The sequence below is a fragment of the Petrimonas mucosa genome (assembly GCF_900095795.1).
In the GTDB taxonomy this organism is placed as follows: Bacteria; Bacteroidota; Bacteroidia; order Bacteroidales; family Dysgonomonadaceae; genus Petrimonas; species Petrimonas mucosa.
In genome coordinates this window covers 3,658,433-3,683,668 of the sequence record NZ_LT608328.1, presented here as the reverse complement: position 1 = coordinate 3,683,668, position 25,236 = coordinate 3,658,433, and the positions used below count along the sequence as shown (strand labels likewise).

At 51.0% G+C, this 25,236-nt stretch carries 19 protein-coding genes; 10 read left to right on the top strand and 9 right to left on the bottom strand.

Going from position 1 to position 25,236, the window contains the following annotated elements; translation table 11 throughout:
• The first annotated feature begins 2 nt into the window (after window positions 1-2).
• The 4 genes from ING2E5A_RS14745 to creD all read left to right on the top strand — a co-directional run bounded on the left by ING2E5A_RS14745 (window position 3) and on the right by creD (window position 5,725).
• On the top strand, window positions 3-3,257 hold the full coding sequence (locus ING2E5A_RS14745; RefSeq protein ID WP_071138060.1) for a glycosyl hydrolase: 3,255 nt from the start codon (window positions 3-5) through the stop codon (window positions 3,255-3,257).
• Between the two features lie 80 nt (window positions 3,258-3,337).
• Window positions 3,338-3,952 carry a hypothetical protein gene (locus tag ING2E5A_RS14740; protein WP_071138059.1) on the top strand — a complete coding sequence of 205 codons (615 nt, stop codon included), beginning with the start codon at window positions 3,338-3,340 and terminating at the stop codon, window positions 3,950-3,952.
• On the top strand, window positions 3,949-4,251 hold the full coding sequence (locus ING2E5A_RS14735; RefSeq protein ID WP_083373385.1) for a winged helix-turn-helix domain-containing protein: 303 nt from the start codon (window positions 3,949-3,951) through the stop codon (window positions 4,249-4,251). Before ING2E5A_RS14740 ends, ING2E5A_RS14735 begins: the two co-directional genes overlap by 4 nt.
• 76 nt (window positions 4,252-4,327) lie before the next feature.
• On the top strand, window positions 4,328-5,725 hold the full coding sequence (gene creD, locus ING2E5A_RS14730) for a cell envelope integrity protein CreD (protein ID WP_197678508.1): 1,398 nt from the start codon (window positions 4,328-4,330) through the stop codon (window positions 5,723-5,725).
• A 218-nt stretch (window positions 5,726-5,943) separates the two neighbouring features.
• On the opposite strand, the gene hflX is transcribed toward creD, so the two are convergent.
• From hflX to mnmA, 4 genes are read right to left on the bottom strand one after another with little or no spacing between them, the layout of a single operon-like run.
• Window positions 5,944-7,176 (bottom strand): GTPase HflX, encoded by a 1,233-nt coding sequence (gene hflX, locus ING2E5A_RS14725; protein WP_071138058.1) that lies wholly within the window; start codon window positions 7,174-7,176, stop codon window positions 5,944-5,946.
• A gap of 31 nt (window positions 7,177-7,207) precedes the next feature.
• On the bottom strand, window positions 7,208-7,708 hold the full coding sequence (locus ING2E5A_RS14720) for an outer membrane protein (RefSeq protein ID WP_071138057.1): 501 nt from the start codon (window positions 7,706-7,708) through the stop codon (window positions 7,208-7,210).
• An 11-nt stretch (window positions 7,709-7,719) separates the two neighbouring features.
• Window positions 7,720-8,358 carry a trimeric intracellular cation channel family protein gene (locus ING2E5A_RS14715; RefSeq protein WP_071138056.1) on the bottom strand — a complete coding sequence of 213 codons (639 nt, stop codon included), beginning with the start codon at window positions 8,356-8,358 and terminating at the stop codon, window positions 7,720-7,722.
• Window positions 8,355-9,419, bottom strand: coding sequence for a tRNA 2-thiouridine(34) synthase MnmA (gene mnmA / locus ING2E5A_RS14710; RefSeq protein ID WP_071138055.1), 1,065 nt, complete (start codon window positions 9,417-9,419; stop codon window positions 8,355-8,357). Before mnmA ends, ING2E5A_RS14715 begins: the two co-directional genes overlap by 4 nt.
• A 102-nt stretch (window positions 9,420-9,521) precedes the next feature.
• Here mnmA and ING2E5A_RS14705 point away from each other — a divergent pair, with 102 nt between their 5' ends.
• The 3 genes from ING2E5A_RS14705 to ING2E5A_RS14695 all read left to right on the top strand — a co-directional run bounded on the left by ING2E5A_RS14705 (window position 9,522) and on the right by ING2E5A_RS14695 (window position 14,927).
• Window positions 9,522-11,057: a peptide MFS transporter gene (locus ING2E5A_RS14705; protein ID WP_071138054.1), complete on the top strand. Its 1,536-nt coding sequence runs from the start codon at window positions 9,522-9,524 to the stop codon at window positions 11,055-11,057.
• 201 nt (window positions 11,058-11,258) lie between these two features.
• On the top strand, window positions 11,259-12,974 hold the full coding sequence (gene recJ, locus ING2E5A_RS14700) for a single-stranded-DNA-specific exonuclease RecJ (RefSeq protein WP_071138053.1): 1,716 nt from the start codon (window positions 11,259-11,261) through the stop codon (window positions 12,972-12,974).
• 30 nt (window positions 12,975-13,004) lie between these two features.
• The gene (locus tag ING2E5A_RS14695) at window positions 13,005-14,927 is read left to right on the top strand and encodes a RecQ family ATP-dependent DNA helicase (RefSeq protein ID WP_071138052.1); all 1,923 of its coding nucleotides are present in this window, start codon (window positions 13,005-13,007) and stop codon (window positions 14,925-14,927) included.
• Here ING2E5A_RS14695 and ING2E5A_RS14690 read toward each other — a convergent pair.
• The 4 genes from ING2E5A_RS14690 to mutY all read right to left on the bottom strand — a co-directional run bounded on the left by ING2E5A_RS14690 (window position 14,904) and on the right by mutY (window position 18,700).
• Complete coding sequence (locus ING2E5A_RS14690; protein ID WP_071138051.1) at window positions 14,904-15,536, bottom strand: 4'-phosphopantetheinyl transferase family protein; 633 nt, start codon at window positions 15,534-15,536, stop codon at window positions 14,904-14,906. The genes ING2E5A_RS14695 and ING2E5A_RS14690 overlap by 24 nt on opposite strands.
• A gap of 4 nt (window positions 15,537-15,540) precedes the next feature.
• Window positions 15,541-16,848, bottom strand: coding sequence for a gliding motility-associated protein GldE (gene gldE, locus ING2E5A_RS14685; protein WP_161942052.1), 1,308 nt, complete (start codon window positions 16,846-16,848; stop codon window positions 15,541-15,543).
• 262 nt (window positions 16,849-17,110) lie between these two features.
• Complete coding sequence (locus ING2E5A_RS14680) at window positions 17,111-17,551, bottom strand: single-stranded DNA-binding protein (protein WP_071138049.1); 441 nt, start codon at window positions 17,549-17,551, stop codon at window positions 17,111-17,113.
• A 78-nt stretch (window positions 17,552-17,629) separates the two neighbouring features.
• The gene (gene mutY, locus ING2E5A_RS14675) at window positions 17,630-18,700 is read right to left on the bottom strand and encodes an A/G-specific adenine glycosylase (protein ID WP_071138048.1); all 1,071 of its coding nucleotides are present in this window, start codon (window positions 18,698-18,700) and stop codon (window positions 17,630-17,632) included.
• 173 nt (window positions 18,701-18,873) lie between these two features.
• Between mutY and ING2E5A_RS14670 the strand changes: the two genes are divergently transcribed.
• The 3 genes from ING2E5A_RS14670 (at window position 18,874) to ltrA (ending at window position 22,885) form a co-directional block, all read left to right on the top strand.
• Window positions 18,874-19,161 (top strand): HU family DNA-binding protein, encoded by a 288-nt coding sequence (locus ING2E5A_RS14670; RefSeq protein ID WP_071138047.1) that lies wholly within the window; start codon window positions 18,874-18,876, stop codon window positions 19,159-19,161.
• A 301-nt stretch (window positions 19,162-19,462) separates the two neighbouring features.
• Window positions 19,463-21,031 (top strand): Rne/Rng family ribonuclease, encoded by a 1,569-nt coding sequence (locus ING2E5A_RS14665; RefSeq protein ID WP_071138046.1) that lies wholly within the window; start codon window positions 19,463-19,465, stop codon window positions 21,029-21,031.
• Window positions 21,032-21,490: 459 nt separating this feature from the next.
• Window positions 21,491-22,885, top strand: a complete 1,395-nt coding sequence (gene ltrA / locus ING2E5A_RS14660) for a group II intron reverse transcriptase/maturase (RefSeq protein ID WP_154669989.1) — start codon at window positions 21,491-21,493, stop codon at window positions 22,883-22,885.
• Between the two features lie 102 nt (window positions 22,886-22,987).
• On the opposite strand, the gene priA is transcribed toward ltrA, so the two are convergent.
• Entirely contained in the window at window positions 22,988-25,225 is a 2,238-nt protein-coding gene (priA, locus tag ING2E5A_RS14655) for a replication restart helicase PriA (protein ID WP_071138045.1), read from the bottom strand.
• Window positions 25,226-25,236 lie beyond the last annotated feature (11 nt).

Here is a 25,236-nt window from a genome sequence, read left to right as displayed (position 1 = left end):
CTATGAAAACATATGTTGTTCGCCGGACAACCATTGTCCTGGCGATCTTCCCGCTTTTGTTCAGCCTTGTTGTTGCATCCTGCAACAGAACAGGATCCAGTCGGGATGTCACTGAAGCGGAGTTCCGCAATCCTGGAAGGGAGCATTATCCCGAAACCTGGTACCATTTTATTGGCGGTAACGTCTCCAAGGCTGGAATAACTGCCGATCTCGAGGCAATCGCCGCTGCCGGGATCTCCGGTATCCAGTTCTTTCATGGTCAGTTTGGCGGCGCATGGCCCGGTGTGGATCCGCAGATAGGGGCCTTGAGTGAAGATTGGGACGAGCTGGTACAATGGACCGCGGAGGAGTGCAAACGGTTGAATCTGCGCTTTACCATGCAGAATTGCCCCGGATGGTCGTATGCCGGGGGACCGTGGATCGAGCCGGAGAACTCCATGCGCCATCTGGTATTCTCCCGGACCGATCTCACCGGTGGAGCCACGACCGACACCATCCTGTCCAACCCCCGCGGTAGTGAGGAGCCATGGCGCGACTACCGCGACCTGTTCGTGATCGCCTTTCCCACACCCGAGGGAGATACCGGTGAACGGTTGATTCCATCCACAGTTACAGCTAACCGGTCCGACCTGGCCTGGCGTGACTGCCTGGTAGATCAAAAACCGCTGATCCTCGCTCCATCGGCAGAGGAGCCTGCCACAATCGATATCACCTTTCCCCAGCAGGTCACCCTGCGGACCGTCGAGTTTCCCCCCATCGACTCCTATTCCCATGCCTGGGTCTATGAACCGGGGGTGAAGGTAACCCTCTATGCCAACCTGCCCGGTGGCGAACGACGTGAGGTTGCCTTTATCGACATGCCGCCAGCCAACTGGCAGGACGATATGCCCGTTTCGATCGCCTGTGAAGAGGTGAGATCCGACTCCTACCGGATCGAGATCGCCAACCTCCATGAGATGACTCTCCGCTACATCAACTTTTACTCTGCAGCCCGTCAGCAGAACTGGGAGTCGGAGGCTGCATGGACGTTAAGACGGATCGTGAGGGAGCCCTATCCCCGGCAAGATTCCCGTGCCTGGGTAGATCCCGCCACGGTGAGAGATATAACCGACCGGATGGATGCAAACGGAAAACTGATCTGGGATGTTCCTGCCGGAGAGTGGACCATCCTCCGTATCGGCCATGTCAACACCGGCCAGAAGAACGGGCCGGCACCCGCCGAGGCGACAGGCTGGGAGGCCACAAAACTTCATCCCGACGGCATCCGGACCAATTTCAATGGCTATATCGGCCGGCTGATCAGGGATGATGGCGTGCTCAATGGAGGATTACTGCAGGGCGTCCTGCTCGACAGCTGGGAGTGCAAACGGCAAACCTGGACCCCCGGTCTGGATGAGCTCTTCGGGCAGAAGTGGAGCTATCCGCTCCATCCCATGCTGCCTGCCCTGTTCGGATATGTCCTGGAGAATCCTGAAAATACCGCCCGATTCCTGCGCGACTGGCGGGTGACCCTGAACGATCTGCTGGTAGAGAATTTCTTCGGCGAGATGAAGCGGCTGGCCAATGAGCATGGGCTGACAGTCTCGTTCGAGACCGCCTCGGGCGATGTCTTCCCCGGTGATATCCTGGAGTATTACAAGCATGCCGACATTCCGATGTGCGAGTTCTGGCAGCCACGTTCCGACTCCTTTGTGGGAAGCATCGAATTCAAGCCGGTAAAGCCGGCGGTATCCGCCGCCAGAGGCTACGGCAAAAAACGGGTGGCCGCCGAAGCGTTCACCTCGTTCGAACTTACCTGGAATGAGCATCCCCGATTTCTGAAGGATTTTGCCGACGACCATTTTGCCCGCGGGGTGACCCACCTGGTGTTCCACACCTATACCCACAATCCGAGAACCGACTTCCTGCCGCCCGGTTCTTCGTTCGGGACCGGAATCGGGACCCCGTTTCTGCGCCTGCAGACCTGGTGGCAACACATGCCCGGTTTCACCGACTACCTGGCCAGGTGTAACTACATGCTGGAAGCGGGCAGGCCGGTATCTGACGTTTTGATGTACCTGGGTGACGAGCAGAATCACAAACCGCTCCAGAATCTTCCCTTCCCCGAGGGGTACTCTTATGACTATTGCAATCCCGACATATTGCTGAATCGCCTGTCGGTTCGTGACGGCCAGCTGGTCACTCCCGAAGGAATCAGCTACCGTCTGCTCTGGCTGTACGACTGCAAGCGGATGTTGCCCGAAACCCTGGAGAAGATTGCTTCGCTTGTCGAGGCCGGAGCGATCGTTGCCGGCGATCCTCCTGCTGGTCTCGCCACCTTGAGCGGAGGTGACGTTGCCCGGCGGAGGTTCGACATGGCAGTCAGGAAACTCTGGGGAGACGGTTCGCAGGAGCAGCTTACCCTGGGAAAAGGAAGGGTATACTCCACATCCGATATTGCCCGGGTGCTGGAGACAGAGGAGATCCTGCCCGATCTGGCGGCCCGCTCACCGAAGCTTCGCTGGCTGCACCGGCAGACCGGCCAGTCCGACATCTATTTCCTTTCGATGCCTCCTGAAGAGGGGTATAGCGGAGTCGTGGCCTTCCGTGTGTCGGGAAATGTAGAGATGTGGGATCCCATGACTGGCGAGATCTTTGCCCTCCCCTCCCGTACCTTGGGCGGTTATACTGAAGTTGAGGTGGATATTCCAGCCGGGAACTCCTGCTTCCTGAGGATCAGCAGAGAAAAATCGGTGAAACCGGTGAAACAGCCGGTATCCATTCCGGTTGCCCACCTTGGCCAGGCCGCCTGGAAGATCCACTTCCCCGAAGGATGGGGCGTGGAGCAGTCGCCAGTGACTATCGACCGGTTGCAGCCCTGGAAGGAGCTTCCGCTGACGGATGAGGGAAAAGCTTTCTCCGGAACTGCCGCCTATGAAACCACCTTCCGGCTGGACCGGATTGAGGAGAGCAGCGCCTACTTTCTTGATCTGGGCAGGGTGGAGATGATCGCCCGGGTAACGGTAAACGGCAGGGATGCGGGCAGGCGCTGGAGTTCTCCCTACCTGCTGGAGATCACCGGCTACCTACAGGAGGGTGAGAATAGCCTCCGGGTGGAGGTCACCAGCACCTGGTTCAACCGCCTGGTCTACGACGCCGGTCTGCCCGAAGCAGAGCGGAAGACCTGGACCATTGAGGGTCCCCGACCGGATCTCCCGTTAAAGGAGTATGGTCTCCTCGGTCCGGTTACCATTGTACGTACCGGCCAACCGCAATGATTAAAATAAGTTAAAGTCGGTACCGTGCGTACCGGCTTTACAATTTTCTTATTTACTTTGTACGACAAAGTACTTTTTATATGAAAAATCGTGAAGCTTTAGAAGCAGTAAAGGAGATCCGCTCGATGATGGAGCGGTCGACCCGCTTCATCTCCTTCAGCGGAACCTCCACCATCCTTGTCGGCCTCTATGCCCTTGTCGGATCATTTATCGCCAGGAATCTCCTCGCATCGGCCAGTTTCACAGCCGACAATTATCGCATCGTTTCTTGGCTGTTTGTTACCGCCCTCCTGCTATTTGTGCTGTCGCTGTCGACAATCCTCTTCTTCTCGATCAGAAAAGCGAGGAGGAGGCAACACCCATTCTTCAACAAGCCGGCATACCGTACCTTTTTCAACTTTTTTCTGCCCCTTGCGGCAGGAGCCCTTTTTTGCGGGGCCCTGCTCCTTAACGGGTACTTTGAGCTGATCTTGCCAGCCACATTGCTGTTTTACGGTGTCTCATTGATCAACGCCTCCAAGTACACCTACGGCAATATCTTCGGTTTAGGGTGTGCGGAGATGGTGCTGGGCTTGCTGGCCGCATTTTTCCCTGCCGAAGGATTGTGTTTCTGGGCTGCCGGTTTCGGTCTGCTCCATATTTTGTATGGAATCTATTTCTACGTCACTGTTGAAAGAAAAGAGGGTAAATCGTGAAGGAGTATCTCGACGATATCAACAAAGCCTTTGAAAGCAAGGTGCGCCTGGGAATCATGTCGATGCTGATGGTCAATGACGAGGTGGAGTTCAACACCTTCAAGGAGATGTTGGGACTTACCGACGGTAACCTGGCCAGCCATCTCAAGACGTTGGAAGGTCTGGGGTATATTGATGTGAAAAAGCAGTTTGTCGATCGGAAGCCGCGAACCACCTATTCCAGGTCGCCAGCAGGCGAACAGGCATTCAAGGTGCATCTGCAGGCCCTGGAGGCACTGATCAGGCAGACGGCCGACTAGACGCCCTCTCTGTTTGACGCCACCCTGGAGCGAATGTCGGATGCTTCCGTAAGATGGGTCAATAATCAATAACAATATGGAAACAGAAAAAAAAGAACAAATGAACCACTTCCCTCAAGGGGAAGAGAAGCCGGGTCTCGTTGAGCGCTACGCTACAACCATAAAACTCTTTTTTGTGGCTATGCTCACGCTGATGCTGCTTATCCCGCTCGCCATGATCCAGTCACTGATCGGGGAACGGCAGAACACCCGACAGGAGGTGGTAAGGGAGATTACGTCGAAGTGGGGCGGGGAGCAGACGATCACCGGACCGTGCCTGGTGATTCCTTATGAGGAGATTCGGGTAGAAGAGAAGCGGGAGATCGTTGAAAGAAGGAACCTGCTGCTACTGCCTGAAACGCTGGATGCGAAAATCTCCACCAGTGTGGAGGAGAGGAGACGGGGTATCTATGATGCGTCGGTCTACAGGTCGAATATCCTGTTGACAGGAGAGTTCGACATTTCGGTGATCGCCCGGCAAAATCTGAATCCCTCTCAAGTGAAGTGGAACGATGTGCGGATGATTATTGGCCTCTCCGATTTGAAAGGAATACAGGAGCAGGTCTCGTTGGAACAGGACGGGGAGGTCACCATTTTCGAACCGGGGATTCCTGTGGAAAACCTGGAACCCGGAAGAGGGAGTGCGTCAGACAACATGCTCTATGAACTGTTCAGTGTGGGCTTGAATGCGAAACCCGCTTTCCCAACTCCCGATTCGGCCCTGCAGGAGATCTACCCCTTTTCCGTCGCCATGCGACTCAACGGTTCACGGGGCATCTATGTCGTGCCAGCGGGCAAGACAACCACCGCATCCATCCAGTCGGACTGGACAACACCCAGTTTCGACGGGGAATTCCTTCCCCAGACCCGGGAGATCAGCGACAAGGGATTTGTGGCAGAGTGGAGAGTACTCGACCTTAACCGGAGTTTCGGACAGGTTATCCGTTCAGACAACAGCAATACCCTCAACCAGATGGCTGCTTCGCGGTTTGGCGTCCGGTTTATCCAGGCGGTGGACCAGTACCGGCAGAACATGAGGAGTGTGAAGTATGGCATTCTCGTTCTCCTGCTCACGTTTGTCGCGGTACTCTTTATTGAACTGATGCGGAAGAGGCGGATCAACCCCTTCCAGTATCTCCTCGTCGGATTGGCGCTTCTCCTCTTCTACACCCTGCTGCTCTCCATGTCGGAATTGCTCGGGTTCAATCTGGCCTACCTGATCGCGGCAGTCATGACCACCCTGCTGATCTCGCTCCATATGGGAAGTATCCTCGGCAGTCAAAGGCAGGGAGTGCAGATTGGAGTGTTGCTCCTCTTCCTTTATCTCTTCCTCTTCCTGCTGATCCAGATGGAGAGCTATGCCCTCCTTGCCGGCAGTCTGGGACTCTTTGTCATCCTGGCGGTGATCATGTACTATTCGAAGCAGTTGAGGTGATGGCATTGGGCTGGTTACGGGACGTACCGGCTTCTCCGGACAACCGTTACCGCTACAATAGAGGGGGCTCCTTTTCAAACATCCCGCAGTCAACTTTTCCAACCAGAATGAAGAGCGGATAGTTATGGGTCAATCTCCATTCCTGTGAAATGAACAGTAAGCCAGTGAGCATCTCCAGTAGTCTGCCCCGGGAGGTAATCTCCCGGGCAGACGAGGGGTTACATTTCCGTCTCTTCGTCGTAAGTCTGATACAGAAAATCGTTGTAGGGAAACCGCTGGATATGTATTTCACGTGCTTTTGTGTAGATGAGCGTTTTCAGTTCATCAATATTGGTTTTGTTCTTTGCTGAAATGAAAATGGCATTCTCCTTAAGTTTACCCATCCACGACTGTTTCAGTTCCTCGAGAGATCTGTTCTGCCGTGTCCTGGGGGTCAAGTCGTCCTCCTCTTTTTCAATGTGGCTAAATGCATCTATTTTATTGAAAACCAATATGGTAGGTTTTTCGGTTTTGTCGATTTCGTAAAGTGTCTTTTCAACCACCTCTATCTGCTCCTCGAACGCCGGATGTGAAATATCCACCACATGGATCAGGATGTCGGCTTCACGCACCTCATCGAGGGTCGATTTGAACGACTCGATCAGGTTGGTGGGCAGTTTCCTGATAAATCCCACCGTATCGGTCAACAGCAGGGGCAGGTTCTCAATAGTAATCTTTCTGACGGTGGTGTCGAGGGTGGCAAACAGTTTGTTCTCTGCAAATACTTCCGATTTGCTCAACAGGTTCATCAGTGTAGATTTGCCCACATTGGTGTAGCCGACAAGCGCTGCCCGCACAAGCTTCCCCCTGTTTTTACGCTGAACCGATTTCTGCTTGTCAATCTCCTTGAGTTCGTTCTTCAGCCGTGAAATGCGGTCGAGAATAATCCGGCGGTCGGTTTCCAGCTGTGTCTCCCCCGGTCCGCGCATGATGACTCCACCTCCGCCTCGCTGGCGCTCCAGGTGGGTCCACAGCCTGGTGAGCCGGGGTAACAGGTATTGATATTGGGCCAGCTCAACCTGCGCTTTCGCATGCGATGTCTGTGCGCGCATCGCGAAGATATCGAGAATCAGGCTTGTCCTGTCGAGAATCCTGAGCTTCAGTTCTTTTTCAATATTCCGTATCTGCTTTGCCGATAACTCATCATCGAAAATAACTACACCTACCCGATTATCTTCATCCAGCACATATTCGGCAATCTCTTTCAATTTGCCAGTGCCGACAAAAGTGACCGAGTTGGGCATCTCGAGGCGCTGGACGAATCGTTTGCCGGGATAGAGCCCTGCCGTTTCCGCCAGGAAAGCCAGCTCGTCCAGATACTCGTTGACCTTCTCCTCTCCCTGGTCAGGGGTGATCAACCCGACCAATACCGCGTTTTCGTTTTTTATCTCACTTGTAATAAAGTCTTTCATCCTGTAGAGTTGCCAATGTTGAGTTATTCAATCATATCCAGAATCCGATTCCCGCCATGAAACAGGAGTGCGAAAAGTCCCTGATAAACCGGTGCCGATATTCGAAACTGACCCTTGTCTTGTAGCCGAAGTCATACTGAAGCCCCATCCCCAGGTTAGCTCCAATGCGTCGCCTTGTAATGTCGACCGGGTCGGATCCATCCATTTTGGATGAGTCGAACTTCCGGTTGGAATAGTTCAGACCAGCCACCGGATAAAATGAGAAGAGCCATGTAACGGGAATCAGGTAATGTGCGTCAGCATCTACCTCCCACATGCTCACCCCTTTCCCCGGCAGGTAACGGGTATATGCCGGCGAAAACCGCAACTGGTTGGTATGGTAATAATGCAGATGGAGGCCTGCCCCGATATTTCCGGCACTGTTGCCGTATCCGGCATGCACCCCCACTCCGACGGTCCCCTCAAATTGTGCGAAAGCGACAGCTGAATAGAGGACAAGCAACAGAACAGATAACCCGATAACTCTTTTCATCTCCAAATCAACTAATCGTAACTCTTTTCTCCTTTCAAGGTCGGCAGGTGCCACTTGAACTTCACCGCCAGTATCCGGGTGAGTATGACAATGGATGCCGTAGCCACCTCATTGATAACAATATTCATCCCGCTGGCATATCCAATGGTGAAAAAGATAGCCCCTACAACACATGCAAGTGCATAGATCTCTTTTCTGAAGATGAGTGGAATCTGGGTAATCAGTATATCGCGGAGCATCCCCCCGAAAGAACCGGTAATTGTGCCCATGATCACTGCAACCCAGGGCGCAAATTCCATTGCCAGCGTTTTTTCCGTTCCAACCACCACAAAAAGTCCCAATCCGATGCTGTCGAAAAGGAAAAAGGTATACTGGAGCTTTACCACCTTGCTTTTGAACAGAATCACAAACAGGAGGGCCAGCAGTGTCGCCCATAAATAGACATGGTTCAGCATCCAGAAAGGAGTCACGCCGATAAATAGATCGCGGAGCGTTCCGCCACCAATCGCCGTCACAAATCCGATCGTAAATGCGCCGAACAGGTCGAAATTTTTGGTCGAAGCCATCCGGACCCCGCTGATGGCGAATGCAAATGTTCCAAGGAACTCGATGATATCCACAAAACGGACATGTCCAACAAACTCAATCATATGATCATTCCGCTTCCCAGACAAATCCTGCTCTCCAGATCGTACACCACGCCGAACTGACCGGCAGCGATGCCTTGAACGGGCAACTCGGAGGAGATGGTATAGAGATCGCCCTTTTTTGAAATATGTCCCCTGGTAAATTCGGGTGTGTGACGTATCTTGAATGTGATCTCTTTTTCCCCTTCGAAATCACCCCAGGGATCTTTGGTGATAAATGAAAATCCCTGAAGGTTGATCACGTTGCCATACTGGTATTTGGTGTCATATCCCTTTGATACATAGACAATATTTCGATTGACATCCTTTTTGATCACAAACCACGGACCACCGCTCAAGCCAAGACCTTTCCGCTGGCCGATGGTGTGAAACCAGTATCCCTGGTGCCGGCCGATGATATTCCCGGTCTCCAGTTCAACAATCAGTCCCTCTTTCTTGCCGAGGTAGCGTTCGATGAAACGGTTGTAGTTGACTTTCCCCAGGAAGCAGATTCCCTGACTGTCTTTCCGCTGGGCCGACGGGAGCCTGTTCTCCGCAGCGATCTCCCGGACCTCCGATTTCAACAGGTCCCCAATCGGGAACATCAGTTTTGAGACCTGTACATAACTTACCTGCCCAAGGAAATAGGTCTGATCCTTTACATGATCCTTTGCGGTGGAGAGCCATGTCAACCCTTCAGACTGGGTGGTTGTGGCGTAATGGCCGGTAGCAATCCTGTCGAACTGGTGACCCCATTTCTGCTCGAAGGTGCCAAACTTGATAAGCTTGTTGCACATCATGTCGGGGTTGGGGGTCAAACCGCGCTTGACCGATTCGATGGTGTAGTGCACGACACTGTTCCAGTACTCTTCGTGTAGTGAAACAATTTCAAAGCGGCAACCGTACTTTTTGGCAATAAAGGTTACGATCTCGATATCTTCTTCCGAGGGGCAATCGATATATCCCTCCTCGTCCTCCATGCCGATCTTGATATAGAAAATGGTGGGGTCGTAACCCATCTCCTTCAGTCGATGAACCACCACGGAGCTGTCCACTCCGCCCGACACCAATGCTGCAATTTCCATCCAGTTTTTACTTTTCGATGCAAAGTTACGAAATTGTTGAGAGTTAGGTTCAATCTTTCTGCCAAAAAATTGTATTTTTGCCGCTTCAAATCAACAAACATTATGTCAACAAATCACCCTGCCCACCCGAAAGGGCTCTACTTCATCTTCGTCACCGGCATGTCTGAACGCTTCAGCTATTACGGGATGCGTGCCATATTCACCCTCTATCTCATCAATGCGCTGATGCTCGACAAGGAGTTTACCTCGGCCATCTACGGCAACTATACCGGTCTGGTCTATCTCACTCCGCTGATTGGAGGGTATGTGGCCGACCGCTACCTGGGGATGCGCCGTTCCATCCTCTGGGGAGCCTTGATGATGGTGTTGGGACAGTTCCTGATGTTTTTCAGTGCGCTCAACTACGAAAATGTGGAGGTGGCCAAGTGGCTGATGTATGGGGGACTTGGCGGACTGATTCTTGGCAACGGCTTCTTCAAGCCCAATATCTCGTCGATTGTCGGCCGGCTATATGAACCGGGTGACAAAAGGCTTGATTCGGCCTACACCATCTTCTATATGGGGGTAAACCTGGGCGCTTTCATGGCACCGCTGCTGTGCGGCTTCCTGGGCGATACCGGGAATCCGGCCGACTTCAAGTGGGGCTTTCTTGCCGCGGCAGTGATTATGGTGGTCAGCCTGCTCTTCTATATTGCCAGGAAGAACCGCTATCTGGTGGGACCCGACGGGGAGCCCATCGGGGTTGTGCCTGCCAACAGGGGAGGTGGCGAACGGCGTGAGAGAACGGGCAGGCCGCAGCAAAAACTGAATCTTTGGCAGCTGGCCCTTTGGATAACAGGCGGTATCGTGCTCTTCCTGCTTTTTTTGAGAGGAGGCGAGGGCGATTTTATCGGCGCGCTGATCTATTCGGCCTGTATTGTCGTTCCAGGCTTTGTCATCTCCGATCCCTCGCTGAACAGGATCGAGCGTCAACGGATCCTGGTGATCTATATCATTGCATTTTTCGTCATTTTCTTCTGGGCTGCATTTGAACAGGCGGGAATCTCGCTCACCTACTTCGCCGAGGAGCAGACCAGGCGCAACCTGCTTGGATGGACCATGCCGGCCAGCTGGTTCCAATCGTTCAACGCTGTCTTTGTAGTGTTGCTGGCTCCGCTATTCTCCTCGCTCTGGATCCGGTTGGGCGAGAAAAACCGGGAACCCTCCTCACCCGCCAAGCAGGCTATCGGACTCTTCCTGCTCTCGCTGGGATATCTGCTTATTGCGCTTGGTGTCAGAAATGTGGCTCCGGGTATGAAGGTGAGCATGCTCTGGCTTGTCGGGCTCTATTTTATCCACACCATGGGTGAACTGACCCTCTCGCCCATCGGATTGTCGATGGTCAACAAGCTCTCGCCGGTACGCTTTGCCTCACTGCTGATGGGTGTCTGGTATCTCTCGATGGCCACGGCAAACAAGCTGGCAGGCTCGTTGAGTTCACTCTATCCCGAAGCGGGAAAGAGCAAGATGTTTCTTGGGATGGAGATCGCCACGCTGTTCGATTTCTTCATGATTTTTGTGATCATGTCCGCCTTGGCTGCCCTGGTGCTGTTTGCGCTGTCCCGGACGCTCCAGAAATTGATGCACGGTATAAGGTAGGAAGAAACCGACGTTTTTTTATATTCGAAAGAATTTATATCCATTTTTCCAAAGTTTTTTTCTAACTTTACAGATTGATATGTTGCAATAGCGGTAAAAAAAGTTGCAATTGCACGGGGCAACAGCGTTTTAGAAAAACGGAGGAGTTGCTTTTTCACCGGATGAGTTCCGGTTCCCGAGAGAAAGAAAAAAACGATATAAATGACCTACAAATGGAATTATCTAACCCTTACAACCGACCAGAAAATTAAAAAAGATGAGCTGACGAAAGAGATACAACTAGATCCCGTACTGATAGAATTGTTGCTGAAACGAGGCATTTCAAGCGTGGAAGAGGCCCATAAATTTTTGTATCCAAGTCTCAGCGATTTGCATGATCCTTTTTTGCTGCCGGATATGGAGAAGGCGATTATGCGAATCGAGCAGGCAATCGGAAACAAGGAGCGAATTCTTATCTACGGTGATTACGATGTAGATGGTACGACTGCCGTTTCGTTGGTTTACAAGTTTTTGCGGAAAATAACCAATAATATTGATTATTATATCCCGGACCGGTATGATGAAGGGTATGGCATCTCGATTCAGGGAATCGACTATGCCGTTGAAACAGGTGTCAAGCTTATTATCTCTCTCGATTGTGGCATAAAGGCAATAAAGAAGGTGGCATATGCCAAGGAGCACGGAATCGATTTTATCATATGTGACCACCATATGCCCGACGAGGAGTTGCCCGATGCTGTGGCAGTAGTTGATGCCAAGCGGGCAGATTCGATCTATCCCTACAATGAACTTTCAGGTTGCGGAGTCGGCTTCAAGCTGGTTCACGCCTTTTCCATACGCAACGGTCTCTCGTTTTCGGATATCGAGCCGTTGCTGGATCTCGTGGCGGTGAGCATTGCGGCCGATATTGTCCCTATCACGGGTGAGAATCGGGTGATGATGCACTTCGGTCTGAAACGGCTCAACTCCAATCCAAGCTTTGGACTGCGCGGAATCATCGAAATCTGCGGATTGAGCAAGAAGACCATTACGGTAAATGATATCGCCTTTAAGATCGGACCGAGGATCAACGCTTCGGGGAGGATGATGAATGGCAAGGAGGCGGTAGACCTGATGTTGGCCAGCGATATGACGCAAGCCAGGGAGAAGGCGATCAATATCGACAAATACAATGAGGACCGTCGCGAACTGGACAAGCGGATTACCGACGAGGCGGTAGATTTTGTGGATAACCGGTTCAATATTGCCGAACATAAGAGTATCGTCCTCTACAACGAGACATGGCACAAGGGCATTATCGGTATTGTCGCCTCAAGGCTGACTGAGAAGTACTATCGTCCGGCAATCGTGCTGACCAAGTCGGGGGGACTGATCTCCGGGTCGGCGAGGTCGGTCAACAATTTCGACGTTTACAAGGCCATTGAGGCCTGCAAGGATATTCTCGAGAATTTCGGCGGCCACACCTATGCTGCCGGTCTTACGCTGAAGGAGGAAAATCTTCATGAGTTCATGCGGAGGTTCGATGAGATCTCTTTCGAAGGGATCGAGAGCAAGATGATGCAACCGCAAATAACGGTCGATGCCGAGATCTCCCTGAACGCCATAACTCCGAAGTTCGTGCAGGGTTTGTCACTTTTCAACCCTTTCGGCCCGGAAAACGAGAATCCGGTTTTTGTGACCCGTGGTGTACAGGATGCCGGAGGGAGCAAGCTGGTGGGACGCGGATTCCACCATATCAAGCTGGAACTGGTGGACAGAACGGTTTCCGAACCTGTACAGGCCATTGCCTTCAGCTCCGATACCCATTTCAAGAAGATCAAGGAGAAGCAGCCAGTAGATATTTGTTACACCATTGAGGAGAACCGTCACGGTGGAAGCAGCTATACGCAGTTGTTGATCAAGGATATCATGGGTTAGCTCTTCTTACGGTCCCTAAAACGAAAAATAATGGAGTCGGCACTGTTTCACGGTATTCTTAAGGAGTACTGGGGCTACGATTCGTTCCGGCCCCTCCAGGAAGAGATTATCCAGTCGGTCTGGGAACGGCGGGATACGCTGGGCCTGATGCCAACGGGCGGCGGCAAGTCGCTCACCTTCCAGGTTCCCGCACTGGGCATGGATGGACTCTGTCTGGTTGTCACACCGCTGATAGCATTGATGAAGGACCAGGTAGACAACCTTCGGGAGAAGGGGATAAAAGCAACGGCGGTCTATTCAGGAATGTCGCGGGATGAGATCCTTACCGCACTCGAAAACTGCATTTTCGGCGATTATAAATTTCTCTATGTCTCACCTGAGAGACTCTCTTCAGAGATCTTCCTGGTAAAACTTCAGGCCATGAACATCTGCCTGCTGGTGGTGGATGAGTCTCATTGCATCTCCCAATGGGGATATGATTTCCGCCCCTCCTATCTGAAGATCGCTGCCATCCGCGACACCCTTCCGCATGTTCCCGTATTGGCGCTTACGGCAACGGCTACCCGTGAAGTGGCGGACGATATTCAGGAAAAACTCCATTTCAAGGCTAAGAATGTCCTGAGGACAAGCTTCAAGCGCGAGAATCTCTCCTATGTGGTTCGCACCACCGAAAACAAGATCGCGGAGCTGGTCCATATCCTGAGATCGGTGAACGGGTCGGGCATAGTTTATGTCCGCAGCCGAAAGGAGACGAGGGAGATCGCCGTTGCGTTGCAGAAAGCGAAGATTTCGGCCGATTTCTTCCATGCCGGCCTATCCCACGAAGAGAAGGTTTACAAACAGAATGCCTGGAAAACGGGAGAGTGCCGCGTCATTGTATCAACAAACGCTTTTGGCATGGGTATCGATAAACCCGACGTGAGACTGGTAATCCATATGGATCTGCCCAACTCGCTGGAGGAGTATTACCAGGAGGCCGGACGTGCCGGTCGCGACGGTGAGCGTGCTTATGCCGTTGTGTTGTATACGAAGGCCGATAGTGCAAAATTGAAAAAGCGGATCACCGATTCGTTTCCCCAGAAGGAATTTATCGTGCGGGTTTACGAGGCGCTGGGCAACTATTTCCAGATTGCTGTCGGGTCGGGACTCAACGCCGTGTACGACTTCAACCTGCATGAGTTCTGTCATGCCTTCAGGTTTCCCCACCTCCAGGCGTATCATGCGTTGAAAATCCTTGAGCTGGCCGGCTACATCGAGTATACCGAGGAGGTGGATGCCCGCTCGAGGCTGAGATTCCTGCTATATCGCGACGAGCTATATTCCCTCGATCTGTCGAAAGAGTACGATGAGCTGATTCATGTCATCCTCAGGAGTTATACCGGCATCTTTTCGGAAGATGCCTATATCGACGAGGCAATGTTGGCGATCCGTCTTGGCAAGTCGCGCGACGAGATCTATCAGATGCTGCTTCACCTGGCCCGGTTGCGCTACATACAGTATGTGCCGCAAAAGAGAACCCCCTTTATCGTCTATACCTCTTCCCGTGAAGATACTCCATTTGTGTCGATTCCCCGTTCCGTCTACGAGGAGCGTAGGCGACGATTCGAGAAGAGGATTGTGGCAATGGCCGATTATGCCGAGAATCTGGAAATCTGTCGTGGCAGGATGCTGCTGATCTATTTCGATGAGCCAGACCCTAAAGATTGCGGTTACTGCGATGTTTGCCTCAGGAAGAGTGAGTCGGGCCTCTCTAACTATGAATTCCGCGAAATCGAATCGTTGCTGACCCGATCGCTGGAGAGCAGCTCGCCGCAGCGGTTGGACGACCTGCTGAGATCGCTTCCCGGCTTCCCTGCCGAAAAAGTGATCAGGGTAATCCGTTTTCTGGTCGACAGGGGCAGATTCTCCTTGAATGACGACGAGATCGCCTTATCTGTCCACAACCCAGGTTAGTACAGCGCCGGGCAGTATCTCATAATGTATCTGGTAGGTTTTTCTTTGCAGCGTCTTTGATTCGCTGGCTTGGAAATGGCCCTTCATTCCAGGCTGAAAAGGGTGTACACGTAGGTGGATCTTGAAGTCGATCTCCCTCTCCTCCATTACCTTGAACATTGTCTCTTTGGCCGACCAGTGCAGCAGTTGATGGATGACTTGTTGAGAGGGGTCGATATATTCGTGCTCCGAGATAAATTTTTCCGACAATCTCTTTACCCGTTCCGAGATGGTCTCTACATCAATTCCCACGGGACACTCCCTATGTAGCAGCAGCGCCGCATACTCCCTTGTGTGGGATATGCTTATTTTGTAGGATCCATCTACCAGAAACGGCCTTCCATCGGGTTGGTTATCGATGATCTTCTCCTCTCCCAGCAGTTCGAATAGCAAAACCCTGGTGGTCAGCCACTCCATGACCCTTCTCTCGGAGCGCATCTTGGAGATGACCTCCTTCGCCGCCTGCAGCTGTCCCGCGGGAAGCAACCGGAGCAGCTCCCGGTAATCGCCGCTTATCGTTCCGATCCCGATCAGACCGCCATCGTCGATATGTTCCTTGCGTAGCAGCATCGTCTCAGTTGTTCTCCTCTTTTGGAGGGATATAGCGGACCTTCACGATCCTCCGCTTGCTCATCTCTTCCGCCTGGAATCCATACCGCTTGTACTCCACCAGCTCCTTCCGTTTGGGGAAGTCTCCCTTTAGCTCCAGCACCAATCCAGCTATGGTATCAGCCTCCTCCTGCAACTTTTCAAAATCCCTCTCCGGAACGCCGGTCACCTCGATGAAATCGTCGAGCGACGTCTTCCCTTCAAAGATGTATGAGCCGTCCGGGGCGAGCGTGTAGAAAGGTTTTGCCTCTTCGTCGTACTCATCGCTGATATCTCCAACAATCTCCTCCAGGATATCTTCCATCGTCACCAGTCCAGATGTGCCACCATATTCGTCCACCACAATGGCCATGTGGTTCTTGTTGGCCCTGAACTCCTCGAGCAGGTCGTCGATCCGTTTTGTCCCCGGTACAAAGTAGGCGGGGCGGATCAGGGACTGCCAGCGGAAATTGTCTGTCTTGATAAGGTGTGGCAGCAGGTCCTTGACATAGAGGATACCTTTGATGTTGTCCGGACTCTCCTCGAAAACAGGGATCCGGGAAAAACCCGCCTCCACGATAAACCTGATCACCTCCCTGAATGAAGTGGTAATGTCGAGGGCCACCATGTCGCTCCTTGAGACCAGGATATCCTCCACTGTCTTGTCCTTGAATCGGATGATACCCTCCAGCATCTCCTTCTCCTGTTCCTGCTGGATCTCTCCCGATGTGATTTCAAGCGCCTTGGAGAGGTCGTCCATCGAGATTTCATACCTTTTCCCGATGGCACTTTTGCCGAAACCGATGCTTCGATTTACCATCCACGACGTGAAGGGCTCCATAAGGCGGTTTATGATCCCGATAACCCGGGAGTGGCGACGGGCAAAGAGCAGTGAACGTTGTGACGCGTACATCTTGGGTACGATCTCAACCAGCAAGAAGAGAAAGAGTGCGATTATCAGCAGCGAAAGTATGGTGCTGCCGGGATTACCGGCAAAGTGGGGGATGAGCCCCAGCAGGTGGAAGAGCAATACGATAAGCGTTATGTTCAGCAGGTTGTATGCAATGACCAAGGCGCTCATCAACCTCTCCGGATTCTTGAGCAGGCGGGAAACCCGCTTTGATTTCGGATCGGTATCGGTATGGATCTCTTCGGTCTCTTCCTGATTGAGGGAGAAGAATGCAACCTCTGCGCCTGAAATGATCGCATCGATGAATATAAGAATCGGGGTGAGCACAATCAGCAGGTAGTCGGCAGCAGAAAGTACGGCTGCCTGTGCTTCTGGATGTAGCAATGAAAACGGATCAGGATCCAAGGGGGCTAAATTTAGTGATTTTTAGTTTCGCAGGCATCTGCGACCCATTTGTCGCTTGCGTGCCTATGATCTTGTTGTTAACCTACAAGACCTTTTGACCGATGCTCGCGAAAGTTGAGTTAATAATACAAAAGAGAATGGTTTGTGCTCAGGAGAACGGGAAGCCGAAAACTTTTCTCTCCCGTCATCGGCCCCCCGTCAGGTAAGCACAAATCACTCCCCGCAAAATTACAATCTTTTTTTAAAACGGCAAATCATCAGTTTCGGAGTTGTCGCCTAAATCGACCGGTCCCGTGAAGTGAGTTTCGTGTTTATCACTCTGAAGACCTGAGCCTTCGGCTGATCCTGCCTTGCGGTTCAGCATCTCCACGTTATCGGCATAGATCTCAGTGATATATCTTTTCACACCGTTCTGGTCGTCATATGAACGCGAACGGATCTTTCCCTCGATATAGAGTTGAGTGCCTTTTCTCACAAATTTTTCAACTATCTGTGCCAACCCTCTCCAACAAACAATGTTGTGCCATTCCGTGCGTTCCGGAACCTGTGTCCCGTTTGCCGCCGTGTACCCCCGCTCACTGGTTGCCAGTGGGAAATTCGCTTTTACGTTGTCGTTGTCAAAATACTTGATCTCCGGATCTTTCCCCACATTCCCTACTAAAATAACTTTATTTACCGACATAGCTTAAAAATTTGGTTTAACTCAATAATCAATTCAAAACAAAATTAGTGATTATTTTGATTCCTGCAAGTTTTACATTTAAATTGTTTCGAGATATCTCTGGAGCAGCCGTGATACCGGATATTCAGACAGGGAGGCACTCCCGATCCGGAGAAAGTCCCCTTCCAGAGCGGGAAATTTCGTTCCGGGAAGTTCCACCCGGTAGAAATCGGCGTGGATAATCCGGTGCGTCAACAGATGCTTGAGCCGGCACACATGCCTGAAACTGACCTCACTGTCGGGAGGAAACAGGGTGTGAAACCGGGGATCGGACTGCAATGCAGCAAGGTCACTTTCGGTTTCGGTCTCGATCAGCGGAAACTCATAGAGATTTCTCCAGATGTCGGCATCTTCTCTTCTCCTGATAAAGGTAAATCCGTCCTGTTCAATATGGAAGTAGTTGAGGTAGCGTCTCCTCAAAACCGGCTTCCCCTTTTTTACGGGGAAGGCGGAGACCTCCCCTCTCTCAAAAGCCATGCAGTAGTGTTGTAGCGGACATTCTCCGCACCGGGGGAGCCGGGGCGTGCAGACAAGTGCGCCAAGTTCCATGATGGCCTGGTTATGGGTGCCGGGGTCCTGCGGGTCGAGAATGGCTGCGGCCGTTCCGGTAAAAAGTTTTCTTCCGGTTGAGGTGTCAATCGGCTCTTTAATGGCAAAGAGCCGCGATAATACCCTGAAAACATTCCCGTCGACAACAGGGTAGGGTTGCCCGAACACGATCGATGCAACTGCTGCTGCAGTGTATTCTCCCACGCCCTTGAGCCGAAGCATCTCGTCATGCGATGCCGGAAAGTGGCCCTTAAACTCCTCCACCACCTGTCTGGCTGCAGCATGTAGGTTCCTTGCGCGGGAGTAATAACCCAGTCCCTCCCAACACTTCATCACCTCATCCTCGGGAGCCTTCGCCAGCGACTCGATATCGGGAAACCTCTCCATGAACCGGAGGAAATAGTCGCGTCCCTGATTTACACGGGTTTGCTGTAAGATGATCTCCGAAACCCATACGGCATAGGGATTGTTCGAGTCTCTCCAGGGCAAGTCTCGCCGGTATTGGCGGTACCACTCCTGCAATTGTCTGCTGAGCAGGTTGTCGTTGCTTTGTTTGTTCATTTTGACGGGAATCAGTTGCAAAACTACGTCAAAAAAAGGTATATAGGAGAAAATGAGTGAAAAAAATAAAATAAAATCCCATTTATTTTTTGGGATGAAAAAAAAGCTATATATTTGCAGTCCAAAATTTTAAGAATTAACTATATTATCATTAACATTAAAAAAATAATAAAATGACTAAGGCAGACATTGTAAACGAAATTGCGAAGAATACGGGTGTGGATAAAGCATCTGTTTTGGCTACGGTTGAGTCTTTTATGGAGGTTGTAAAGGATTCGTTGGCAAATAATGAGAACGTTTATTTAAGAGGTTTCGGTAGCTTTATCGTAAAGAAAAGAGCCGAAAAGACTGCTCGCAACATTTCAAAGAACACCACCATCATTATACCCGCACACAATATACCTGCCTTCAAACCGGCAAAGACTTTTGTTGCTCAGGTAAAGGATAACACCACCAAATAAATAGCAGAATTACGTAAAATTTAAAAACTAAAGAAGATGCCAAGCGGAAAGAAAAGAAAAAGGCATAAAATGGCTGTTCACAAAAGGAAAAAAAGACTGAGAAAAAACAGACATAAAAAGAAGAAGTAGTCTTTTTAAACTTTTACTTAACACACTTACATACAAGAACAAACTTAAAGATTGTATCGAACAAGTTTGTTCTTTGTGTATAACCATTTTATTGGAGAGTGTTCGAGAGAACACAGCTTTCTGCTCAGCGGAGCAGAAAGCCTGATTATTAATTATTTAAACTATATAAATTGTGGCAAGCGAACTTGTAGTGGATGTTCAGCCTAAGGAGATCACGCTGGCGGTGCTCGATAACAAGAAACTGGTCGAGTTACAGCAAGAGAGCCAGGATGAATCTTTTGCGGTTGGAAACATCTATTTAGGCAGGGTCAAAAAGTTGATGCCTGCGCTGAATGCTGCATTTGTAGATGTAGGACACAAAAAGGACGCTTTTCTTCACTATTTGGATTTAGGGGTAGAATTTAATTCTGTTGCGAGTTTTCTGAAGACGGTACAAGACAAGAAGAAGATACCATTATTGCAGAAAATGAAGCTGCTGCCCGAGATCGAGAAAGAGGGTTCCATATCGGACAAGTTGAAGGTTGGACAGGAGGTGCTGGTGCAGATTGCAAAAGAGCCTATCTCAACCAAAGGCCCAAGATTGACTGCCGAAATTTCATTTGCCGGTAGATTCATGGTCTTGATTCCGTTTATAGAGAGGGTATCGGTCTCGCAGAAAATCAAGTCACGCGAGGAACGTGCGCGTCTTCGTCAACTCGTACAGAGCATCAAGCCTAAAAACTTCGGCGTGATCATACGTACCAATGCCGAAGGCAAAAGAGTAGCAGAACTTGATGCAGAGTTAAAAGTATTGGTCAAACGGTGGGAGGAGACTGCAGAGAAGTTGCCCAAGGCAAAAGCTCCATCACTGGTTTTCGAAGAAACAGGACGGACAGTAGGTCTGCTTCGAGATATTTTCAGCCCTTCGTTTGAGCAGATCCACATCAATGATCCGGGTGTGGCAAAACAGATCGCCGAGTATGTCAGCATCATTGCTCCCGACCGAAAAAACGTGGTAAAGCATTATAACGGAGCAACGCCCATCTTGGACAACTTTGGCGTAACCAAACAGATTAAATCGCTCTTTGGCAAAACCGTTACATTCAAGAACGGCGCTTATCTCATTATCGAGCACACCGAAGCCCTTCACGTCATCGACGTGAACAGCGGCAACCGGAACAAGCAGTCGCTCGGACAGGAAGAGAGCGCATTTGAGGTGAATTTGGCAGCTGCCGAGGAGATTGCCCGCCAGTTGCGTCTTCGCGATATGGGAGGTATCATTGTAGTCGACTTCATCGACATGACCTCGGGCGAACATCGCAACAAGCTCTTCAACAAGATGAACGAGCTGCTGGCATCCGACAGGGCAAAACATAAGATTCTCCCATTGAGTAAGTTCGGGTTGATGCAAATCACGCGCCAACGCGTGCGTCCCGAAATGGAACTGGCTACAAGCGAGGTATGCCCCACCTGCTTTGGAAAAGGAAAGATCAAATCCTCCATTCTATTTACCGACACATTGGAAGGAAAGATCGACTATCTGGCCAACAAATTAAAAGTGAAGAAATTCAGTCTGCACATACATCCATATGTTGCGGCTTATGTACAACAGGGTCTTATTTCGTTGAAATACAAATGGAAAAAGAAATATGGCGTTGCAATGAAAGTGATACCCAACCAAAGTCTGGGATTCCTGCAATACCAGTTCTACGATAAGGACAACAACGAGATAGACCTGAAAGAAGAGGTTGAAATGAAATAAAGTTCCGCAGATGCGGAACGACAAGTAAAAACCGAATTGCAAAGGCAGTTCGGTTTTTTGTTTGCTATGCATGTTCATTATCTATAGGGTTAAAGTCCCGAGCGGGCTTATTTTGGCGAGAACCGTTAGTTGATGGCAAGGGTGTTACCGCGAGGTATAACCTGAAAGAAGCCTAAAACAAAAGTTGGTACTAACGAACAGAAACTGCATACTAAGGCTTACCCGGGGGGTAATGTGGCAATAAACACAGACGCCCTAAAGCCGTCCGTAACCCGGGGTAGTAAATGCAGTAGTATTAACAGGAAGATAATGCACTTAACGTAGGAGGTCTCTAACCCGAAAGGGGCAGAGAAGTCAGCAGAGGCCATAGTACCGCTATAAATATTGAGTAACGTCAATACAGGGAAGGGCTGAATTTTCAATTAAGGAGCAGTTATTTTGTAAATTGTAACGACCATTATGAACCCAGGTAAACACGGGAACTTACAGATGAGTCTTTTTGACGAATGGGAGCGTGGCCAAAAGGTGAAGGGGACTGACGTATTCAGTTCAGGAAGCGGTTTGGTACGGGACGAGTGGTTGTCAGGTTGCAAAGAGGAACGAGCCTTAACCCAAGATTTAATGAGTGATATAACGGACTTAAAGAATCTTGATGCCGCATTGCGGCAAGTAATCAGTAACAGGGGAAGTGCGGGCATTGACGGGATGACCGTTGACGAACTTAGAGATTGGCTTAACAGCCACCACCGAGAACTTCAACGCCAGTTAATGACAGGCACATACCAAGTTACGGCAGTTAAAGAGGTATTAATCCCGAAGCCTGATGGCGGGAAACGCCAACTGGGTATTCCCACGGTCAAAGATCGCTTGGTACAACAAGCGATAAGCCAAGTACTGTCGAAACGTTATGACCCTATATTCTCCGAATACAGCTACGGTTTTCGTCCACGGCGTAACGCTCATCAAGCATTACGTAAAGCGGGCGAATACGTGGCCGAAGGAAAGGATTGGGTTATCGACATAGACTTGGCAAAATTCTTTGACGAGGTGAATCACGACCGATTGCTTTGGCAGTTAAGTACTCGCGTTGGTGACAAGCGCGTACTTAAGTTGATAGGTAAATTTCTTCGAGCAGGAATGCTAATCGGGGGGATGGCCAATCAACGGGTGAAAGGGACACCGCAAGGCAGCCCACTATCACCCCTGTTGTCGAATATCGTCTTAGACGAACTGGACAAGGAGTTAGAGCGGAGAGGACACTGCTTTGTACGCTACGCCGATGATATTATCATAATGGTCGGAAGCGAACCAGCCGCGGAGCGATCGATGCAAAGCCTCTCCAAGTTTATCGAAAATCGGATGCGATTAAGAATAAACAAGGAAAAGAGCCATATCGTCCGTCCTCATCAACTCAATTATCTCGGCCATACTATCTTAAAAGGCGGGAGTTTAGGATTAAGCCGAAAGAGCGAACAACGCTTCAAGGCGAAACTAAAATCGCTTACCAAACGCAACAGGGGCATTAGCTTCGATCAGTTAATAAGCGAGCTAAATCCCGTTCTACGAGGCTGGCTAAACTACTTCAAGCACGCAAAGATGAAAAGTCGTCTTCGCAACCTTGAAGCTTGGCTTCGTCGTAGATTAAGATGCTATCGTTTAAAACAATGCAAACGGGCGTTGGGCATAGCCAGGTTCTTGACCAAGTTGGGCGTTCCTTGGAACCGGAGCTGGACAACGGCGGGAAGTTCTAAGGGATGGTTTAGACTGTCAATGACCCACGCTGCACACGAGGGAATGAACCTTGAATGGTTCAAGAAAACGGGACTTTACAGTTTAACGGCCAATTACGGTTAAACATTGAAGAAACCGCCTAATACGAGAGACGTACGTTGGGTGGTGTGAGAGGATAGCAAAGTTAGGAGTAATTACCTATCTTTGCATCCTACTCGATTGTCTCTATGAGAGACTGTCCACGTCGTAATGGAGAAGGAGATACCTGTAGCTGGGGTTCTCCCGGAAACGGGCCTCGACCGATTTGATGAAATCTCGTGTTTTGGAGGGAGAGAGATGGGTATCGAGTTTCAACAGCACCTGCCGGATATGGTACTGCCTGATACGGCCGATGAGCGGTTTGTTGGGGCCCAGCACCATCTCGCCGAGTGATTGTTTCAGCAACCGGGCAAAATATTTGGCACCCGATTCCACCCTCTCCTCTTCCTTGTGCTTGAATAGGATCGTGATCAGCCGTTTGTAGGGCGGGTAGCCGAACAGTTTCCGTTCGGCCAGCTGTGAGCGGTAGAACCCATCATAATCGTTTGCCCGCAGGTAGCGGTAGACCGGTTGTTCGGGATCGGCAGTCTGGATGACCACCTCCCCTTGCCTCTTTTTTCTGCCGGCCCGTCCAGCCGCCTGAAGCATCAGTTGAAAACCCCGCTCATGCGACCTGAAATCGGGGTGATTGAGCAGCCCGTCGGCGGCAATGATCCCCACGACACCCACATTGTCGAAATCGAGACCCTTTGCCAGCATCTGGGTCCCTACCAGGATCTGCACCCGCTTCTGTTGAAAATCGGCGATGATCTTTTCGTAGGAATGCTTTCCGCGTGTGGTATCGGTATCCATCCGCGCCACAACGGCATCGGGGAAGAGTTTTGCCACCTCCTCCTCCAATTTTTCGGTACCTGTTCCTACCGGCTCAACGCTCTGTTCATGGCAGACCGGACATTCCGCGGCAGGTTTAAAACTCCTGTTGCAGTAGTGGCATTTCAGCTCCTTGCTATTTTTATGGTAGGTAAGGGATACGTCGCAACTGCTGCATTTCGGTATCCAGCCACAGAGCCGGCACTCGAGCATCGGTGCAAATCCACGCCGGTTGCGGAAGAGAATCACCTGCTCCCCCCGTTTCAACGCGTTATCGATTTTCTCGATCAATCCCGGTGCGAGCAGTTCCTTCATCTTCCTCTTCCGCTGCAGCTCCCGTGTGTTTTCGAACGAGATGACGGGATGCTCAATATCCTCAAACCTCTTTTCGAGACTCACCAGTCCATATTTCCCGGTTACGGCGTTATGGTAGCTTTCGATCGAGGGTGTGGCCGATCCCAGCAAGGTGCTGGCTCCAAACAGTTGTGCCAGTACGATGGCGGTGTCGCGTGCGTGGTACCGGGGTGCAGGCTCCTGTTGTTTGTAACCCGTTTCATGCTCCTCGTCCACGATCACCAGTCCCAAACGGCTGAACGGCAGGAAGAGCGACGAGCGGACACCGATGATGATCTTGTAAGGAGAATCGGAGGCCATCTTCTGCCAGATCTCGGTACGTTCGTTGTCGTTGATCTTTGAGTGATAGATCCCCAGCTGATCTCCGAAAACGTGGCTGAGCCTCGACATCAGTTGTGTGGTGAGGGCAATCTCGGGAACCAGGTATAGCGTCTGTTTCCCCTCTTTCAGCTGCTGTTCGATAAGGTGGATATAGATCTCGGTCTTTCCGCTCGATGTTACGCCGTGCAACAGGCAGACCCTCTTCTCCTCAAAACAGCGGTTCACCTCATCGAGTGCCTTCTGCTGATAGCTGTTCAGCTCGAAGCTCTTGCGCTGCGACGAGGGGTGCGTCTCGAGCCGGCTGACCTCCTCGGTGTACCGGATCACCAGACCTTTCTCAATCAATCCTTGCAGTACCGCATTGCTGAATCCGGTTCTGACCGGTATCTCCTTTTGGGGAAGGCTTGCTATCCCCTCCTCTTCAAACAGCCTCTTCAGTGACTGCAGAAGTGCTGCCTGCTTTTTGCTCCGGGCGGTTAGCCGATCGCTATCTGCGATATCCCGGTTGATCCGGACATGGATTTCCCTTTTCGACCTGTATCTCTCCTCCAGGTTGCGGGGCTTCATCACCGACGGCAGTGCCGCCCTAAATACATCCCCCAGGGGCGAGAGATAATAATAGGCGATCCACTCCCACAACCTGATCTGGTATCCGTTTAAGACGGGATCTCTATCGGTGAGGGAGTAGATCCTCTTCACTTCAACACCCGCCGGAGCGTTCCGGTGGAGTTTCAAGACAATTGCCGTATAGTGTTTCCGGTTACCGAAGGGAACAACTACCCTGAATCCGATACCTATCTCCCGTTCCATCTCCTCGGGTACGGAGTAGGTAAAAGTATCGGCTAAAGGGAGCGGCAGGACTACATCGGCATACAGCATCACTCAACTGG

What these genes read in the sequence shown, in the direction of transcription:
- ING2E5A_RS14680 (WP_071138049.1), bottom strand. Translation starts at nt 17,551, where the DNA reads ATGTCGGTAAATAAAGTTATTTTAGTAGGGAATGTGGGGAAAGATCCG.
- ING2E5A_RS14745 (WP_071138060.1), top strand. Translation starts at nt 3, where the DNA reads ATGAAAACATATGTTGTTCGCCGGACAACCATTGTCCTGGCGATCTTC.
- ING2E5A_RS14715 (WP_071138056.1), bottom strand. Translation starts at nt 8,358, where the DNA reads ATGATTGAGTTTGTTGGACATGTCCGTTTTGTGGATATCATCGAGTTC.
- ING2E5A_RS14705 (WP_071138054.1), top strand. Translation starts at nt 9,522, where the DNA reads ATGTCAACAAATCACCCTGCCCACCCGAAAGGGCTCTACTTCATCTTC.
- recJ (WP_071138053.1), top strand. Translation starts at nt 11,259, where the DNA reads ATGACCTACAAATGGAATTATCTAACCCTTACAACCGACCAGAAAATT.
- mnmA (WP_071138055.1), bottom strand. Translation starts at nt 9,419, where the DNA reads ATGGAAATTGCAGCATTGGTGTCGGGCGGAGTGGACAGCTCCGTGGTG.
- mutY (WP_071138048.1), bottom strand. Translation starts at nt 18,700, where the DNA reads ATGAACAAACAAAGCAACGACAACCTGCTCAGCAGACAATTGCAGGAG.
- creD (WP_197678508.1), top strand. Translation starts at nt 4,328, where the DNA reads ATGGAAACAGAAAAAAAAGAACAAATGAACCACTTCCCTCAAGGGGAA.
- ING2E5A_RS14670 (WP_071138047.1), top strand. Translation starts at nt 18,874, where the DNA reads ATGACTAAGGCAGACATTGTAAACGAAATTGCGAAGAATACGGGTGTG.
- ING2E5A_RS14695 (WP_071138052.1), top strand. Translation starts at nt 13,005, where the DNA reads ATGGAGTCGGCACTGTTTCACGGTATTCTTAAGGAGTACTGGGGCTAC.
- hflX (WP_071138058.1), bottom strand. Translation starts at nt 7,176, where the DNA reads ATGAAAGACTTTATTACAAGTGAGATAAAAAACGAAAACGCGGTATTG.
- ING2E5A_RS14720 (WP_071138057.1), bottom strand. Translation starts at nt 7,708, where the DNA reads ATGAAAAGAGTTATCGGGTTATCTGTTCTGTTGCTTGTCCTCTATTCA.
- ltrA (WP_154669989.1), top strand. Translation starts at nt 21,491, where the DNA reads ATGAACCCAGGTAAACACGGGAACTTACAGATGAGTCTTTTTGACGAA.
- ING2E5A_RS14740 (WP_071138059.1), top strand. Translation starts at nt 3,338, where the DNA reads ATGAAAAATCGTGAAGCTTTAGAAGCAGTAAAGGAGATCCGCTCGATG.
- ING2E5A_RS14690 (WP_071138051.1), bottom strand. Translation starts at nt 15,536, where the DNA reads ATGCTGCTACGCAAGGAACATATCGACGATGGCGGTCTGATCGGGATC.
- priA (WP_071138045.1), bottom strand. Translation starts at nt 25,225, where the DNA reads ATGCTGTATGCCGATGTAGTCCTGCCGCTCCCTTTAGCCGATACTTTT.